This is a genomic window from Janibacter sp. LM, assembly GCF_039631275.1.
Classification (GTDB): domain Bacteria; phylum Actinomycetota; class Actinomycetes; order Actinomycetales; family Dermatophilaceae; genus Janibacter; species Janibacter terrae.
Genome location: NZ_JBDIVG010000001.1, coordinates 15,228 through 29,793, shown reverse-complemented (window position 1 = coordinate 29,793; position 14,566 = coordinate 15,228). Strand labels below are relative to the sequence as shown.

Annotated in this window: 17 protein-coding genes; all 17 read right to left on the bottom strand. The window is 70.2% G+C overall.

Features of this window, described 5'->3' with window-relative positions:
* Positions 1-267: a F0F1 ATP synthase subunit epsilon gene (locus tag ABC138_RS00155; protein WP_068325264.1), complete on the bottom strand. Its 267-nt coding sequence runs from the start codon at positions 265-267 to the stop codon at positions 1-3.
* 73 nt (positions 268-340) lie between these two features.
* Complete coding sequence (locus tag ABC138_RS00150; protein ID WP_338538475.1) at positions 341-805, bottom strand: DUF2752 domain-containing protein; 465 nt, start codon at positions 803-805, stop codon at positions 341-343.
* 8 nt (positions 806-813) lie between these two features.
* Positions 814-1,329, bottom strand: coding sequence for an NINE protein (locus ABC138_RS00145; RefSeq protein WP_345912390.1), 516 nt, complete (start codon positions 1,327-1,329; stop codon positions 814-816).
* Between the two features lie 115 nt (positions 1,330-1,444).
* Positions 1,445-2,899, bottom strand: a complete 1,455-nt coding sequence (gene atpD, locus ABC138_RS00140; protein WP_068422583.1) for a F0F1 ATP synthase subunit beta — start codon at positions 2,897-2,899, stop codon at positions 1,445-1,447.
* Positions 2,900-2,916: 17 nt separating this feature from the next.
* Positions 2,917-3,819 carry a F0F1 ATP synthase subunit gamma gene (locus ABC138_RS00135; protein WP_068422586.1) on the bottom strand — a complete coding sequence of 301 codons (903 nt, stop codon included), beginning with the start codon at positions 3,817-3,819 and terminating at the stop codon, positions 2,917-2,919.
* A 102-nt stretch (positions 3,820-3,921) separates the two neighbouring features.
* Complete coding sequence (gene atpA / locus ABC138_RS00130) at positions 3,922-5,559, bottom strand: F0F1 ATP synthase subunit alpha (RefSeq protein ID WP_068422589.1); 1,638 nt, start codon at positions 5,557-5,559, stop codon at positions 3,922-3,924.
* Between the two features lie 71 nt (positions 5,560-5,630).
* On the bottom strand, positions 5,631-6,440 hold the full coding sequence (locus ABC138_RS00125) for a F0F1 ATP synthase subunit delta (RefSeq protein WP_345912389.1): 810 nt from the start codon (positions 6,438-6,440) through the stop codon (positions 5,631-5,633).
* Complete coding sequence (locus ABC138_RS00120) at positions 6,440-7,033, bottom strand: F0F1 ATP synthase subunit B (RefSeq protein ID WP_082817055.1); 594 nt, start codon at positions 7,031-7,033, stop codon at positions 6,440-6,442. Before ABC138_RS00120 ends, ABC138_RS00125 begins: the two co-directional genes overlap by 1 nt.
* Before the next feature lie 50 nt (positions 7,034-7,083).
* On the bottom strand, positions 7,084-7,290 hold the full coding sequence (locus ABC138_RS00115; protein WP_211596790.1) for an ATP synthase F0 subunit C: 207 nt from the start codon (positions 7,288-7,290) through the stop codon (positions 7,084-7,086).
* Between the two features lie 88 nt (positions 7,291-7,378).
* On the bottom strand, positions 7,379-8,179 hold the full coding sequence (atpB, locus tag ABC138_RS00110) for a F0F1 ATP synthase subunit A (RefSeq protein WP_068325274.1): 801 nt from the start codon (positions 8,177-8,179) through the stop codon (positions 7,379-7,381).
* On the bottom strand, positions 8,176-8,556 hold the full coding sequence (locus ABC138_RS00105; protein ID WP_068325276.1) for an AtpZ/AtpI family protein: 381 nt from the start codon (positions 8,554-8,556) through the stop codon (positions 8,176-8,178). The genes atpB and ABC138_RS00105 overlap by 4 nt, the downstream gene beginning before the upstream one ends.
* On the bottom strand, positions 8,553-8,969 hold the full coding sequence (locus ABC138_RS00100; RefSeq protein WP_170307492.1) for a hypothetical protein: 417 nt from the start codon (positions 8,967-8,969) through the stop codon (positions 8,553-8,555). Before ABC138_RS00100 ends, ABC138_RS00105 begins: the two co-directional genes overlap by 4 nt.
* A gap of 112 nt (positions 8,970-9,081) precedes the next feature.
* Positions 9,082-10,218 (bottom strand): MraY family glycosyltransferase, encoded by a 1,137-nt coding sequence (locus tag ABC138_RS00095; RefSeq protein WP_068422598.1) that lies wholly within the window; start codon positions 10,216-10,218, stop codon positions 9,082-9,084.
* A 33-nt stretch (positions 10,219-10,251) separates the two neighbouring features.
* On the bottom strand, positions 10,252-11,529 hold the full coding sequence (glyA, locus tag ABC138_RS00090) for a serine hydroxymethyltransferase (protein ID WP_068325282.1): 1,278 nt from the start codon (positions 11,527-11,529) through the stop codon (positions 10,252-10,254).
* Positions 11,526-12,284 (bottom strand): L-threonylcarbamoyladenylate synthase, encoded by a 759-nt coding sequence (locus ABC138_RS00085; RefSeq protein WP_345912388.1) that lies wholly within the window; start codon positions 12,282-12,284, stop codon positions 11,526-11,528. The genes glyA and ABC138_RS00085 overlap by 4 nt, the downstream gene beginning before the upstream one ends.
* A gap of 249 nt (positions 12,285-12,533) precedes the next feature.
* A complete protein-coding gene (gene prmC, locus ABC138_RS00080; RefSeq protein WP_068325286.1) occupies positions 12,534-13,406 on the bottom strand; it encodes a peptide chain release factor N(5)-glutamine methyltransferase in 873 nt (290 codons plus the stop codon).
* Positions 13,403-14,491, bottom strand: a complete 1,089-nt coding sequence (gene prfA / locus ABC138_RS00075; RefSeq protein WP_068325288.1) for a peptide chain release factor 1 — start codon at positions 14,489-14,491, stop codon at positions 13,403-13,405. The genes prmC and prfA overlap by 4 nt, the downstream gene beginning before the upstream one ends.
* Positions 14,492-14,566 lie beyond the last annotated feature (75 nt).

The following is a 14,566-nucleotide window of genomic DNA, read 5'->3' as shown; positions in this document are numbered from 1 at the left end:
TCAGGCCTTGGCCGGGGCCTGGACGGTCTCGGCGACGATCGTCACGTTGTCGTGGTCGACCGAGAGGAAACCACCGTCGACGGTCGCGGTCTGGTCGCCACCCTCGGTGTGGATGACGACGTCGCCCTCCACGAGCACACCCAGCAGGGGGGTGTGGCCGGGCATGATGCCGATCTCGCCCTCGGTGCTGCGCGCACGCACCATGGTGGCCTCACCGGACCAGACCTTGCGGTCCGCGGCGACGAGTTCAACGTTGAGGGAGCTCACGTGGGGGGTCCTTCGTGTCGGTGCGGCTGAGGGGTTCATCCTAGCCCGCGGTGGGAGATGGTCCGACGCCGCGTCAGGCGACGACGAGGGCGAAGTAGTCCTGGCCCAGGGACAGGCTCACGATGCGCACCGCGGAGTAGGCGAGCCACACGCCGACGAGCACCATGAGGAAGCGGGGGTTGAGCTGGTCGAGCAGCCGTTGGGGTGGTCGTCGTCGCACGAGGGAGACGGCCGTGTAGACGACGAGGCCCGCGGCCGCCGCCATCCCGATCGGCCCGAAGAGGTTGTACTCGAAGGCGGTCGCGACGTCACCGTGCGCGAGGTGCACCCACGAGCGGGTCATGCCGCACCCGGGGCACGGCATGCCGGTGAGGATCCGCAGGATGCACGTCGGCTGGCCGCCGTCGACGGACGGCACCGGCCAGACCCGCGCCACGACGAGCCCGACGAAACTGATCGCCGCGAGGACGGGCACGATCATGCGCTCGGTGACGCGGACCCCCTTCGAGAGGTACACGGTCCGGCCTGCCGGGCTCACCGGGTGGGTCATCGCAGCGGCCGGCCGTCCACGTCGGGCAGCTTGCGCATGACGACGAGGATGATGTCGATGAGCGACCAGATGCCCATGCCACCGCAGGTGACGAGCTTGAGCACGCCGAGGCCGGTCTGGCCGAGGTAGAAGCGGTCCACGCCGAAACCGCCGACGAAGATCGACAGCAGCAGGGTGGTCATCCACTCGCGGCTCGAGAACAGGCCCGGGACCTGCGAGGCCGGGAACCAGCTCTGCTGGCCCTCGGCCCGCACCGGGGAGTCGCCCTTGAGCTGGCCGCCCAGCGCCATGCCGAGCAGCTCCTGGAGGCCGTACGGGCCGTACTCCTGCCCCATGACGTTGAGGTGGTAGCGACCGGCGGGGCCCGCACCGAGCTGCGGCTGCGGGGTGTACCCGGGCGCCGGCGGCTGGTAGCCCTGGGGCGGCGCGGGCGGACCCTGCGGGGCGGGGGGCCCCGGGTACGGGGGGCCGCCGGGGCCGGGCTGGTCGAACTGCTCACCGGGGGTCGTCATGCGGCCAGTGTAGGTGCCCGCGGCACCCGTGCCGGACCGGGTCCGGGACAGCGGACGGCCGCCTCCCTTCGCCAGGAACGAAGGGGGGCGGCCGTCACGTCGACCGTGGGTCGGGTCAGAGGTTCTTCTGGATCTCCGCCCACTGGCGCTCGACGTCGTCGAGGCCACCGCACATGAAGAAGGCCTGCTCGGCGACGTGGTCGTACTCGCCGTCGCAGATCTTGGTGAAGGCCTCGATGGTGTCCGGCAGGGACACGGTCGAGCCCTCGATGCCGGTGAACTGCTTGGCGACGTAGGTGTTCTGCGAGAGGAACCGCTGGATGCGACGCGCGCGGTTGACGAGGATCTTGTCCTCCTCGGACAGCTCGTCGATACCGAGGATCGCGATGATGTCCTGCAGCTCCTTGTTCTTCTGGAGGATCTGCTTGACGCGCACCGCGGTGGTGTAGTGGTCCTCCGCGATGTAGCGGCGGTCGAGGATCCGGCTCGTCGAGGTGAGCGGGTCCACGGCCGGGTAGATGCCCATCGACGCGATCTCACGGTTGAGCTCGGTCGTCGCGTCGAGGTGGGCGAAGGTCGTCGCCGGGGCCGGGTCGGTGTAGTCGTCGGCGGGGACGTAGATGGCCTGCATCGAGGTGATGGAGTGACCACGCGTGGAGGTGATGCGCTCCTGGAGGGTGCCCATCTCGTCGGCGAGGGTCGGCTGGTACCCCACGGCGGAGGGCATGCGGCCCAGCAGCGTGGAGACCTCGGAGCCGGCCTGGGTGAAGCGGAAGATGTTGTCGATGAAGAGCAGCACGTCCTGCTTCTGCACGTCGCGGAAGTACTCCGCCATCGTCAGAGCAGACAGCGCCACCCGCAGACGCGTGCCCGGCGGCTCGTCCATCTGGCCGAACACCAGGGCGGTCTGGCCGAGGACCCCGGCCTCCTCCATCTCGACCATGAGGTCGTTGCCCTCACGGGTGCGCTCGCCGACACCGGCGAAGACGGAGACACCACCGTGGTTGCGGGCCACACGCGCGATCATCTCCTGGATGAGCACGGTCTTGCCGACGCCGGCGCCACCGAAGAGGCCGATCTTGCCTCCGAGGACGTAGGGCGTCAGGAGGTCGATGACCTTGATGCCCGTCTCGAACATCTCGGTCTTGGACTCGAGCTGGTCGAAGGCGGGGGCCTGGCGGTGGATGCCCCAGCGCTCGGTGATGTCGAGGGTCTCGCCCTCCGCGAGGTTGAGGCAGGCACCGGTCGCGTTGAAGACCTTGCCGAGGGTGACGTCGCCGACCGGGACGGTGATCGGGCCACCGGTGTCCTGGACCGCGGCACCGCGGACGAGGCCGTCGGTGGGCTGCAGCGAGATGGCGCGGACCATGTTGTCGCCGATGTGCTGGGCGACCTCGAGGTTCAGCGTGCGGGTGTTGTCGTCGAGGGTGACCTCGGTGGTGAGCAGGTTGTACTGCTCAGGCATGGTGTCGACGCCGAACTCGACATCGACGACCGGGCCGATGACGCGCGAGATGCGCCCGACCCCGCCTGCAGTGGTGGTGTTCTCTTCGGTGACGGTGGCAGTCATGGGTTCTCTCTACCTTCTCACTTGGAATCGGCGAGGGCGCTGGCGCCGCCGACGATCTCGGAGATTTCCTGGGTGATCTCGGCCTGGCGGGCCTGGTTGGCCAGCCGGGTGTACTTCTTGATGAGCTCCTCGGCGTTGTCGGTCGCCGACTTCATCGCGCGCTGACGAGCCGCGAGCTCGGAGGCCGCCGCCTGGAGGAGGCAGTTGAAGATGCGCGCGTTGACGTAGCGCGGCAGCAGCGTGTCGAGCAGCTCCTCGGGGTTCGGCTCGAACTCGTAGAGCGGGTAGAGCTCGGACTCCTCACCCGGATCCTCGACGCCCTCGACGACCTCGAGCGGCAGCAGCCGGATGACCTCGGCCTCCTGGGCCACCATCGAGATGAAGCGGGTGAAGACGATGTGCACCTCGTCCACGCCCCCGTCCTGCGTGTCCCGGACGAAGTCGGCCACGAGCCGCTCGCCGATCTCGCGGGCGTTGTCGAAGGTCGGCTTCTCGGAGCTGCCCGTCCACTCGGCCGCGTACTCACGCTTGCGGAAGGAGTAGAAGGAGACGGCCCGACGACCGACGAGGTAGGGCACGACCTCCTTGCCCTCGTCGCGGAGGGCGGCAGCGACACGCTCCCCCTCCTTGAGGACGTTCGAGTTGTACCCGCCGGCGAGCCCACGGTCAGCCGCGATGACGACGAGCGCCGCGCGCTTGACGTCCTCCGGCTCGGTGGTCAGGGGGTGGTCCTCGTCCGAGTACGTGGCGACGGCCGAGGCCGCGCGCGTCAGCGCGCGGGCGTACGGCGTGGACTCACGCACGGCCTGCTGGGCCTTGACGACACGCGAGGCCGCCATGAGCTCCATGGCACGCGTGATCTTCTTGGTCGCACTGACGGACCGGATGCGCTGCCGGTACTCCCGGATCTGCGCTCCCATGTGCTTCCGCCTCTCCTGTGGTCTGTGGTCGGCTCACGGCCGGTGGCCGTGGGGTGGTGCTGCCCCGGTCGGGCGCCGATGAGGGCGCCCGACCGGTGGTGCTCAGCGCTTCTGCTTGACGATCTGGACCTGCTCGGACTCCTGCGCGTCCTCACCGGACTCCTCCGCGCTGCCGACCGGGACGTTGTCCTGGTTGGAGGGGACGAAGGTGTCGCGGAAGGAGGCGATCTCGGTCTCGAGCGCTGAGATCGTGGAGTCCTCGAACTTGCCGGTCTCCTGGATGCCGTCGAGCAGGTCCTGCTTGTTGCGACGCAGGTGGTCGAGGAACTCGGCCTCGAAGCGCTTGACGTCCTCGACGGCGATCGGGTCGAGCTCACCGGTCGTGCCGGCCCAGATCGCGACGACCTGCTCCGGGACGGGGTACGGGTCGGCCTGCTTCTGCTTCAGGACCTCGACGAGGCGAGCACCTCGCGCCAGCTGCTGCTTGGACGCCGGGTCCAGGTCCGACGCGAACATCGCGAAGGCCTCGAGCGAGCGGTACTGCGCGAGGTCCAGCTTGAGTCGACCGGAGACCGACTTCATCGCCTTGGTCTGCGCGGCCGAGCCGACGCGGGAGACGGAGACACCCACGTCGATGGCCGGACGGACGTCGGAGTTGAACAGGTCGGCCTGCAGGTAGATCTGACCGTCGGTGATCGAGATGACGTTGGTCGGGATGTACGCCGAGACGTCACCGGCCTTGGTCTCGATGATCGGCAGACCGGTCATCGAGCCGGCGCCCAGCTCGTCGGAGAGCTTGGCGCAGCGCTCGAGCATGCGCGAGTGCAGGTAGAAGACGTCACCCGGGTAGGCCTCGCGGCCCGGCGGGCGGCGGAGCAGCAACGACATCGAGCGGTAGGCCTCGGCCTGCTTGCTCAGGTCGTCGAAGACGATGAGGACGTGCTTGCCCTGGTACATCCAGTGCTGGCCGATGGCCGAGCCGGTGAAGGGGGCGAGGTACTTGAAGCCCGCGGCGTCGGAGGCGGGAGCCGCGACGATCGTCGTGTACTCCATGGCGCCGGCCTCCTCGAGCGTGCCCTTGACGGACGCGATCGTCGAGCCCTTCTGGCCGATGGCGACGTAGATGCAGCGGACCTGCTTCTGCGGGTCGCCGGTCTCCCAGAACTGCTTCTGGTTGATGATCGTGTCGACCGCGACCGTGGTCTTGCCGGTCTGGCGGTCACCGATGATCAGCTGACGCTGGCCACGGCCGATCGGGGTCATGGCGTCGACCGACTTCAGGCCGGTCTGGAGCGGCTCGTGGACCGACTTGCGGTCGACGACGCTCGGGGCCTGCAGCTCGAGCGCGCGGCGCTCGGTGGTCTCGATGTCGCCCAGGCCGTCGATCGGCTGGCCGAGCGGGTTGACGACGCGGCCGAGGAAGTTGTCACCCACGGGGACGGAGAGGACCTCGCCGGTGCGCTTGACCTCCTGCCCCTCCTCGATCTTGGAGAAGTCGCCGAGGACGACGACACCGATCTCGTGGACGTCGAGGTTGAGCGCGAGGCCGAGGGTGCCGTCCTCGAACTCCAGCAGCTCGTTGGTCATGGCCGAAGGGAGTCCCTCGACGTGCGCGATGCCGTCACCGGCGTCGGTCACGCGACCGACCTCTTCGCGGGAGGCCGCGCCCGGGTTGTACGACCGGACGTAGCCATCCAGGGCGTCCCGGATCTCCTCCGGACGGATCGAAAGCTCCGTCATGATGTCTTCTCCTCGTTGCCGGCCGCGGTGACGGCCGAGTGGGTGGTCTGCATGAAGTGGGTGAGCACGGCTCAGCCGGCCAGGTGGCGCTTGGCCTCGTCGAGGCGTCGCAGGACGGTCCCGTCGACGACCTCGTCGCCGATCTGGACGCGGATCCCGCCGATGACCTCCTCGTCGAGGACGACCTGCAGCAGCACGGGCTTGCTGTAGATCTGCTGCAGGGCGCCCGCGAGGCGGGTGCGCTGCTCGTCCGTGAGGTCGACGGCGGTGGTGACGACGGCGGTCAGCTGCTGCCGACGGTCGGCCGCCACGTCGAGGTAGCTCTCGATCGCCCGGTCGAAGCGACGACCGCGCGGTGCGAGCACCGACTGTCGGGCCAGCCGGATCGTCTCGGGTCGCGCCTTGCCCTGCAGCAGGCCACCGACGAGCTCGGCCTTGCCGGCGGGGTCACCCAGACGGTTGGCCAGCGCGTCGCGCAGCTCAGGGTTGCCGGCCACGACCCGCTCGAAGCGGAAGAGCTCGTCCTCGACCTGGTCGATCGCCCCGCCGTCCTCGGCCCCCTTGAGGAGGGACTCGACGGCGAACCGCTCGATGGTGTCGGTGAGGTCGCGCTCCTGCGCCCAGCGCTGCCCGACGAGCACCGAGGCGACCGCCACGGTCTCGTTGGACACCTTGCCGTGGAGCAGCCGGGTGATGAGGTCGGACTTGTCCTTGCCCTCGCGGGAGGGGTCGGCGGCGCTGCGACGCAGGGTCGGGTTGCCGTCGAGCAGCTCCGCCACGGCGAAGAGCTCGTCCGCCATGACGGCCGGGTCCCCGGACGTCAGCGCCGTCTCGAAGGACGCGCGTCCCTCGAGGACGGCGGCGCGGGAAGAGCCTCGCATCAGGCGTCACGCCCCGACGAACCGACCTTCTCCGGCTGGACCTGACCCGACTCCAGCTCCGCGAGGAACCGGTCGATGAGGCCCTGACGGCTCGAGGAGTCCTGGAGCTCCTGGCCGACGATGCGACCGGCCAGGTCGGTCGAGAGACGACCCACCTCACCGCGCAGCGAGACAGCCGCCTGCTGACGCTCCGCCTCGATCTGCTTGTGCGCCGAGTCGGTGATCCGGGTGGCTTCCTCCTGCGCCTGGCCACGCATCTCCGCGACGATGGCCGCGCCCTCGGCGCGGGCGTCCTCGCGGATCTTGGCAGCCTCGGCACGAGCCTCGGCGAGCTGGGCCTCGTACTGGGCCTTGGCGGCCTCGGCCTCGGCCTGGGCGTTCTCGGCCTGGGCGATGCCACCCTCGATCGCGGCGTGGCGCTCGGCGTAGGCCTTCTCGATGTTCGGCACGACGTACTTCGCGACGACGAAGTAGAGGATCGCGAACATGACGAGACCGAAGACGAGCTCCGGGATGTGCGGGATGAGCGGCATGCTCTCCCCCGTGGCCGCGGCGAGACCCACGACCGACGAGGCGGTTGCGGTGATGTGCACGGGTACTCCTAGTTACTGGTGCCGATGACGGATGGCCGTTGCCGGCAGGCTCAGAGGAAGAAGAGCACCAGACCGAAGATGGCGAGGGCCTCGGCGAGGGCGAAGCCGAGGATCGCGATCGGCTGCAGGAGGCCACGGGCCTCGGGCTGGCGAGCCACACCGTTGATGTAGGCGGCGAAGATCAGACCGACGGCGATGGCCGGGCCGATGGCGGACAGGCCGTAGCCAACGAGCGAAAGGTTGCCTTCCACGATGATTCCTCTTTCGTGTGTTTCGTGAGACCCCGGGACTTGTGTCCTGAGGAAGTGCTGGGTCGATGTTCAGTTGTACGTGCGTGCGGCCGACTCAGTGGTCGTCGGCCAGGGCGCCTGCGATGTAGCTGGAGGTCAGCAGGACGAAGACGAAGGCCTGGAGGAACTGGACCAGGGCCTCGAAGAGGACCATGACGCCGGCCATGAGGAAGGTCGGCAGGGAGAGCAGCTTCAGCAGGGCGCCGCCGTCGAGCAGGAAGTAGGCACCGGCCGAGACGAACAGGAAGATCACCATGTGACCGGCGAACATGTTGCCGAAGAGTCGCAGGGCCAGCGTCAGCGGGCGGGTGACGAAGTAGGTGATCAGCTCGAGCAGGAAGACGACCGGCACGATCCAGCCCGGCAGGCCCGGCGGGATCATGTGCTTGAAGTACCCGATGAAGCCCATCTTCTGGAAGCCGATCCAGTGGTAGACCACGTAGACGACGGCGACGAGGGCGATCGGGAACCCGATCTTGCCCGTGACCGGGTTCATCGCGAAGGGGAAGATGCCCATCAGGTTGTAGAAGAGCACCATCGTGAAGAGGGTGACGATGAGCGGCACGAACCGACGGAACTCCTTGGTCCCGATCATGTCGCGGGCCACGCTGTTGCGCGGGAAGTTGTAGAAGCCCTCGAGGAGCCACTGGCCCTTGCTCGGGACGACCGCGGCCTTGCGGCTCAGCACGACCAGGACGATCGAGACGACCGCGGTGACGATGGCGGCCCACGCCATCTGGTTGGTGACGACAATGCCGCCGACCTCGAAGAGCGGCTGCCAGAAGATCTCCGGCGTGGGGGACTCGAAGCCCTCTCCTCCACCGGCAGCAGGCAGCGCGGGCGCAGTCAGGATCACTGGTTCTCCTCGTTGTGTGGCTGGGCACCATCAAGCGACGTCGTGACGCTGTCGGGGTGGGGTGCCTGGGACGTACCGTACCGGAGCCAGATCACGTACAGGGACAGGGCCATGCCGCCGAGGACTCCGATGACGACGAGGAACGAGGTCCCCAGCCATCGGTCGAGCAGCCAGCCGATGGCGCCGTACAGGATGGGCCCGGTGATCAGGTGTGCGAGCACCGTCGCCGCCATCGCGTCCGACGCTGCGACGGGATGGGGCGCGGTCGGGTCATGCCGGTAGCGCGCGGTCTGGGCCGCGGACTCCTCGACGCTCGGGAGCGCCTTGGTCACGAGTCGGGGGGTCTCCCCCTTCGGCCGTCGGGCGAGCGCGCTCATGCGCCGGCTCCGGACGGGTGGATCAGGTGGCGGCCGCGGACGTAGCCCGCGACGACGCCGACCTGGAGGACGACGGTCGCGGCGACGGCCGAGAGTGCGGCGGTGCGCCCGTCGAGCCAGGGCATCTCGCGCAGCACGGCGATCGCGGCGACGAGGATGATCAGCTGCCCGAGGTAGACGACCCCGGCCCCGGCCGTGGAGGTGCCCACGTCACCGGCGACGATGAGCGTGATCGCCAGCAACCCCGTGAGGACGACGAAGAAGGCGAGGAGCGATCCGGCGAGCGCGCTCAGGGCGCCGTCGACCCCCTTCGCGATGGCGGCGACGAGCACGGTCAGCGCGGTCCCGACGACTCCGGAGACGAGGACACCACGACGCATGCCCTGCACGGGGCTGCGGGGAGTCGTCGGCATCGGCTCACTTCGGGACGGGAGCACGAGGTGCTCGACGGGTCGGACCGAACGGTCCGTGGGCGCTTGTGAAAGTTTACACAAGCGCCCCGGATGCCGACAATCGACCGGCTGCTCAGGCGTCCAGACGCCGTCCGCGGCTGTCGAACTCCTTGGGCCGGTGGCCCGGCGCGGAGAACTTCGGGAGCCACGCCGTCAGGCCGGCTGCGACGGCGAGCATGACCACTCCCCCGGCTGCGGCGAGCAGCGGCGGCACGAAGACGAAGCTCACCGAGCCCATCGCGACCACGAGGGCCCACAGCCACAGCAGGAGCACCGCGCGGCGGTGGCCGTGACCGATCTGGAGCATGCGGTGGTGCAGGTGCTGGCTGTCCGCGTGCCACGGGCGCTGGCCGCGCGCGGTGCGGCGCGCGACGGCCCACACGACGTCGAGCAGCGGCAGCAGCATGATCGAGATCGGGATGAGCAGCGGCAGGATCGTCGCGGCCAGCCGGTTGCGGCTCACCTGCGCGGGGTCGATCTGCCCGACGTTGAGGATCGTCGCGGCCGCGAGGAGCAGCCCGAGCGTCAGCGCCCCGGAGTCGCCCATGAACAGGCGCGCGGGGAAGACGTTGTGCGGGAGGAAGCCGAGGCAGGCCCCGGCGAGCGCCGCCGAGACGAAGGTCGCCGAGGAGAAGACGTTGGGCGGGGCGTAGCTCGCGGAGATCAGGTAGCTGTAGATGAAGAAGGCCACCGCCGCGATGGCCACCAGGCCGGCGGCGAGCCCGTCGAGCCCGTCGATGAAGTTCACCGCGTTGATGCACAGGATGACGATGAAGATCGTCATGAGCACGAGCAGCGGTGCGGGCAGCACGGTGACGACGCCGAGCGGCAGCGAGAAGAACTGCACGCCGGAGAAGGCGATGATCGCCGCCGCCACGAGCTGTCCGGCGAGCTTGGTCAGGGCGTCGAGCTCGCGCACGTCGTCGATCGCGCCGACGAGGCAGACGACACCGGCGCCCAGGAGGATGCCGAGCAGCTCACCCGATTCGAAGACCTGCCGCAGGAAGGGCATCCGCCACGCCACGAGGGTCGCGGCTGCGTAGCCGAGGAACATCGCCACGCCGCCGAGCCTCGGGATCGGCACGACGTGCACGTCCCGCTCGCGGACCTCGGTGAAGGCACCGACGCGGGCCGCCAGGGTCCGCATGAGCGGGACGAGCAGGTACGTCGTGACGAGGGCGACGAGGAAGACGTAGACGTACTCCCTCACCCGTCGCCTCCGTCCCGTCCGACGCGGATCGGATCAGCGAGGGTAGGCCGGGAAGCGGGTGACCAGGTCGGTCACCTGCGCACGGACCTCGCGCGAGACCTCGTGCTCGGGGTCCGCGTCGCCGGTCGTCACGGCGGTGTGGATGAGCTCGGCGATCTTGACCATCTCGTCGGTGCCCATGCCCTGCGTCGTGACGCAGGGCGTGCCGACGCGGATGCCCGAGGCGATCGACGGCTTCTGCGGGTCGTTGGGGATGGCGTTCTTGTTGAGCGTGATGCCGGCCGCGTCGCAGCGGGCCTCGGCGTCGACGCCGGTGACGCCGACGCCCTGGAGGTCGAGCAGCGCGAGGTGCGTGTCCGTGCCGCCGGTCGTCGGGCGGATGCCGCGCTGCAGGAGCTCCTCGGCCAGCACCTTGGAGTTGGCGATGACGTCGCGGGCGTACTGCTGGTACTCGGGGGTCGCGCACTCCTTGAAGTTCACGGCCTTGGCCGCGATCGTGTGCATCTGCGGCCCGCCCTGCATCATCGGGAAGATCGCCTTGTCGAGCGCCTTGGCGTGCTCCTCCTTGCACACGAGCGCGCCGGAGCGGGGGCCGCGCAGCACCTTGTGCGTCGTGAAGGTGACGACGTCGGCGTACGGCACCGGGCTCGGGATCGCCTTGCCGGCGACGAGACCGATGAAGTGCGCGGCGTCGACCCACATGATCGCGCCGACCTCGTCGCAGATGGCGCGGATGCGCTCGAAGTCGATCAGGCGCGGGATCGCGGACCCGCCGGAGCAGATGACCTTGGGGCGGTGCTCCTTGGCCAGGCGCTCCATCTCGTCGTAGTCGACGTCCTCGGTCTCGGGGTGGACCCCGTAGTGGACGGCGTCGAACCACTTGCCGGAGAAGGAGACCTTGGTGCCGTGGGTGAGGTGGCCACCGTGCGGCAGCGACATCGCGAGGATCTTCTCCCCCGGCTGCAGGAAGGCGCCGTAGACGGCCTGGTTGGCGCTGGCCCCGGAGTGCGCCTGGACATTGGCGTGCTCGGCGTCGAGGAGGCTCTTGGCGCGCTCGATCGCGAGGTTCTCCGCCTTGTCGACCTCGGAGCACCCGCCGTAGTACCGACGTCCGGGATAGCCCTCGGCGTACTTGTTGCTCAGCGTCGAGCCGAGCGGGGTGAGCACCTCGGGCGAGGAGATGTTCTCGCTGGCGATGAGCTGCAGACCACCGCGGATGCGGTCGAGCTCGCCGGTGAGCACGGCGGCGATCTCCGGGTCGAAGGCGCTCAGGGCGCCGAAGTCGGAGCCGTAGAAGGTGTCGTCGGTCATCGCGGGGCCTCCGTGTGGGGTGTGTCTGTGCTGGGTCCGGGTGTGGACGTGGCGTCCGAAGGGAGATCCTCCCACTCCTGCGGGTCGGCCGGGTCGGCCGGGTCGACGAGGTCCGGGGTGTCGAAGCCTGGCCCGAGGAGCGCCTCGAGGCGGGCGCGGTCGACCGCGCCGTCGCGCAGCACGACGGGGTGCTCGCCGGTGCAGTCGATGATCGTCGAGGCCTGCTGGGTGGCCCGCGGTCCGCCGTCGAGGTAGACGCTCACGGCGGGGCCGAGCTGGACGGCGGCCTCGGTGACGGTCGTCGCGGCGGGCTCGCCGGTGCGGTTGGCGCTCGTCACGGCCAGGGGGCCGGTCTCGCGCAGCACCTCGAGGGCGATCTCGTCGTGCGGCATGCGCAGCGCGACGGTGCCGGCGGTCTCGCCGAGGTCCCAGTGGAGGGAGGGCTGCGCCCACAGGACGAGGGTCAGCGGTCCGGGCCACAGCTCGTCGACGAGCCGGCGGGCCCACTCGGGCACGGCGCGGGCGAGCCCGTCGAGCGTGCGCACGTCGGGCACGAGGACGGGCGGCGGCATGTCCCGGCCCCTCCCCTTCGCCGCGAGGACGCTCGCGACGGCCGCCGGGTCGAAGGCGTCCGCCCCGATCCCGTAGACCGTGTCGGTGGGGATGACGACGACCTCGCCCCGGCGGACGGCATCGACGCAGGTGGCGATGCTCCCTTCGCGGTCGGCGGTGGTGGCATCGACGACAGGACTCATGGGTCCACCCTATGACGCGGCCGGACACTGCTCCCGCCCGTTCACGCATGTCCGGGCCACGGGCTGGGTATGTTGGCGCCTGATGTACCCCGTCACGACAAGGAGGAACACATGCGTGGATCCAGTCTCATCTGGACGATCGTCGGCGTGCTGCTGATCATCGCCCTGCTCATCTACATCCTCTGACAGCCCTCGGGACACGACGGGGCTCGGCCGACCGGCCGGGCCCCGTCGTCGTGCCCGGGGCGCTCAGGCCCGCCGGGCCGTCGTCGTGCGCGGCCGACCGGCGAGGTCGGCGTGGTCGACCGCGTCGAGCCAGGCACCGGTGGCCGCGAGCGCACGCGGCAGCGACCGCCCCTGGCTGTCCGCGTGCTCCATGACGAGCAGCCCGCCGGGGCGCAGCAGCCGCGCAGCGGCGGCAGCGACCGCCAGCGGGATCGCGAGACCGTCCTCGCTGCCCCCGTAGAGCGCGATGTCGGGGTCGTGCTCGGCGACCTCCGGCTCGAGCGGCACCATGCCCGTCGGGATGTACGGAGGGTTGCTCACGACCACGTCGACCCGACCGACGAGGTCCGCGAGCCCGGGGACGCCGACCGGGTCGGCGGTGGCATCGGCGGCGACGAGCTCCACCGGCAGGCCGGTCGACTCGATGTTGCGCGCGGCCCAGGCCAGCGCGAGGTCGCTCACCTCGACGGCGGTCACCGACGCGGTCGGCGCCTCGTCGGCGACGGCCAGCGCGAGCGCGCCCGAGCCGGTGCACAGGTCGACGACGAGAGGGGCGTCGAGCCCGACGAGCGCCGCGAGCACGTGGTCGACGGCCTGCTCGGTCTCGGGTCGCGGGACGAAGACGCCCGGCCCGACGTGCAGCTCCAGGCGGCGGAAGGGGGCGGTGCCGGTGAGGTGCTGCAGCGGCAGCCGGGTGGCGCGCTCCTCGACGAGGCCGCCGAAGCGCTGGAGGAAGCCCTCGTCCGGCTCCCACCCCATGAGCAGGCGGCGCTCCACCTCACCCCGGTCGCAGCCGAGGGCGTGGGCGGCGAGGAGCAGGGCGTCGGTGCGCGGCGAGGGGACACCCGCCTCCGCCAGCGAGGCGACCGCCAGGTCCACCTCACCGCGCAGCGTCACTCCCCGTCCCCCGCGAGGGCCGCCAGCTGCGCGTCCTCGTCGGCCTGCACGGCGGAGTCGACGACGGCGTCGAGGTCGCCGTCGAGGACGGCGTCGAGACGGTTGGCCTTGAAGCCGGTCCGGTGGTCGCTGATCCGGTTCTCCGGGAAGTTGTACGTGCGGATCCGCTCGGACCGGTCGACGGTGCGCACCTGCGAGGCGCGCGCCTCCTTGGCCTCGGCGGCCGCCTCGTCCATCGCCATCTGGTGCAGCCGGGCGCGCAGGACGCGCATCGCCGACTCCTTGTTCTGCAGCTGGGACTTCTCGTTCTGGCAGCTGACGACCGTGCCGGTCGGCAGGTGGGTGATCCGCACGGCCGAGTCGGTCGTGTTGACCGACTGGCCGCCCGGGCCGGAGCTGCGGTAGACGTCGATCTTCAGGTCGTTGGGGTGCAGGAGGTCCGTGTCGGTCGCCTCCTCGACCTCCGGCATGACCCACACGCCCGCCGCGGACGTGTGGATGCGGCCCTGGCTCTCGGTGACGGGGACGCGCTGGACGCGGTGGACTCCCCCTTCGTACTTGAGGCGGGCCCACGGGGCGCTGCCCGGCTCGACCGCGCCCTTGGCGCTGATCGCGACGCGCACGTCCTTGTACCCACCGAGGTCGGAGTCGGTGGAGTCGAGGATCTGGGTCTTCCACCCGCGCTTCTCCGCGTGCCGCAGGTACATGCGCAGCAGGTCGCCGGCGAAGAGGGCCGACTCCTCTCCCCCTTCGCCCGCCTTGATCTCGAGGATCACGTCGCGGTCGTCGTCGGGGTCGCGGGGGACGAGCAGCCGGCGCAGCCGGTCCTCGAGGGCGGTGACCGTCTCCTCCAGGGCCGGGACCTCCACGGCGAAGGCCGCGTCCTCGGCGGCCAGCTCGCGCGCCGCCTCGAGGTCCCCGGTCGCCAGGTCGAGCTCGTGCTGAGCGGTCACGACCGGCGTGAGCTCCGCGTAGCGGCGGTTGACGGTGCGCAGCCGGTCGGGGTCACCGATGACCGCGGGGTCGGCGAGCGAGCGCTCGAGCTCGGCGTGCTCGGCGATCAGTGCCTCGACGGACTCGAGCACGGTGCCTCCTGGCGGGTCACGGGTGGGACAGCAGGTGGGGACACGAATGCGCCGGCCACCCCCGAGGGGTTGGCC

Bases quoted from the DNA above. Each gene is read 5' to 3' on its own strand.
- ABC138_RS00145 (WP_345912390.1), bottom strand. From the start codon at position 1,329: ATGACGACCCCCGGTGAGCAGTTCGACCAGCCCGGCCCCGGCGGCCCC.
- atpA (WP_068422589.1), bottom strand. From the start codon at position 5,559: ATGACGGAGCTTTCGATCCGTCCGGAGGAGATCCGGGACGCCCTGGAT.
- glyA (WP_068325282.1), bottom strand. From the start codon at position 11,529: ATGACCGACGACACCTTCTACGGCTCCGACTTCGGCGCCCTGAGCGCC.
- atpD (WP_068422583.1), bottom strand. From the start codon at position 2,899: ATGACTGCCACCGTCACCGAAGAGAACACCACCACTGCAGGCGGGGTC.
- ABC138_RS00125 (WP_345912389.1), bottom strand. From the start codon at position 6,440: ATGCGAGGCTCTTCCCGCGCCGCCGTCCTCGAGGGACGCGCGTCCTTC.
- ABC138_RS00100 (WP_170307492.1), bottom strand. From the start codon at position 8,969: ATGCCGACGACTCCCCGCAGCCCCGTGCAGGGCATGCGTCGTGGTGTC.
- ABC138_RS00135 (WP_068422586.1), bottom strand. From the start codon at position 3,819: ATGGGAGCGCAGATCCGGGAGTACCGGCAGCGCATCCGGTCCGTCAGT.
- ABC138_RS00105 (WP_068325276.1), bottom strand. From the start codon at position 8,556: ATGAGCGCGCTCGCCCGACGGCCGAAGGGGGAGACCCCCCGACTCGTG.
- ABC138_RS00085 (WP_345912388.1), bottom strand. From the start codon at position 12,284: ATGAGTCCTGTCGTCGATGCCACCACCGCCGACCGCGAAGGGAGCATC.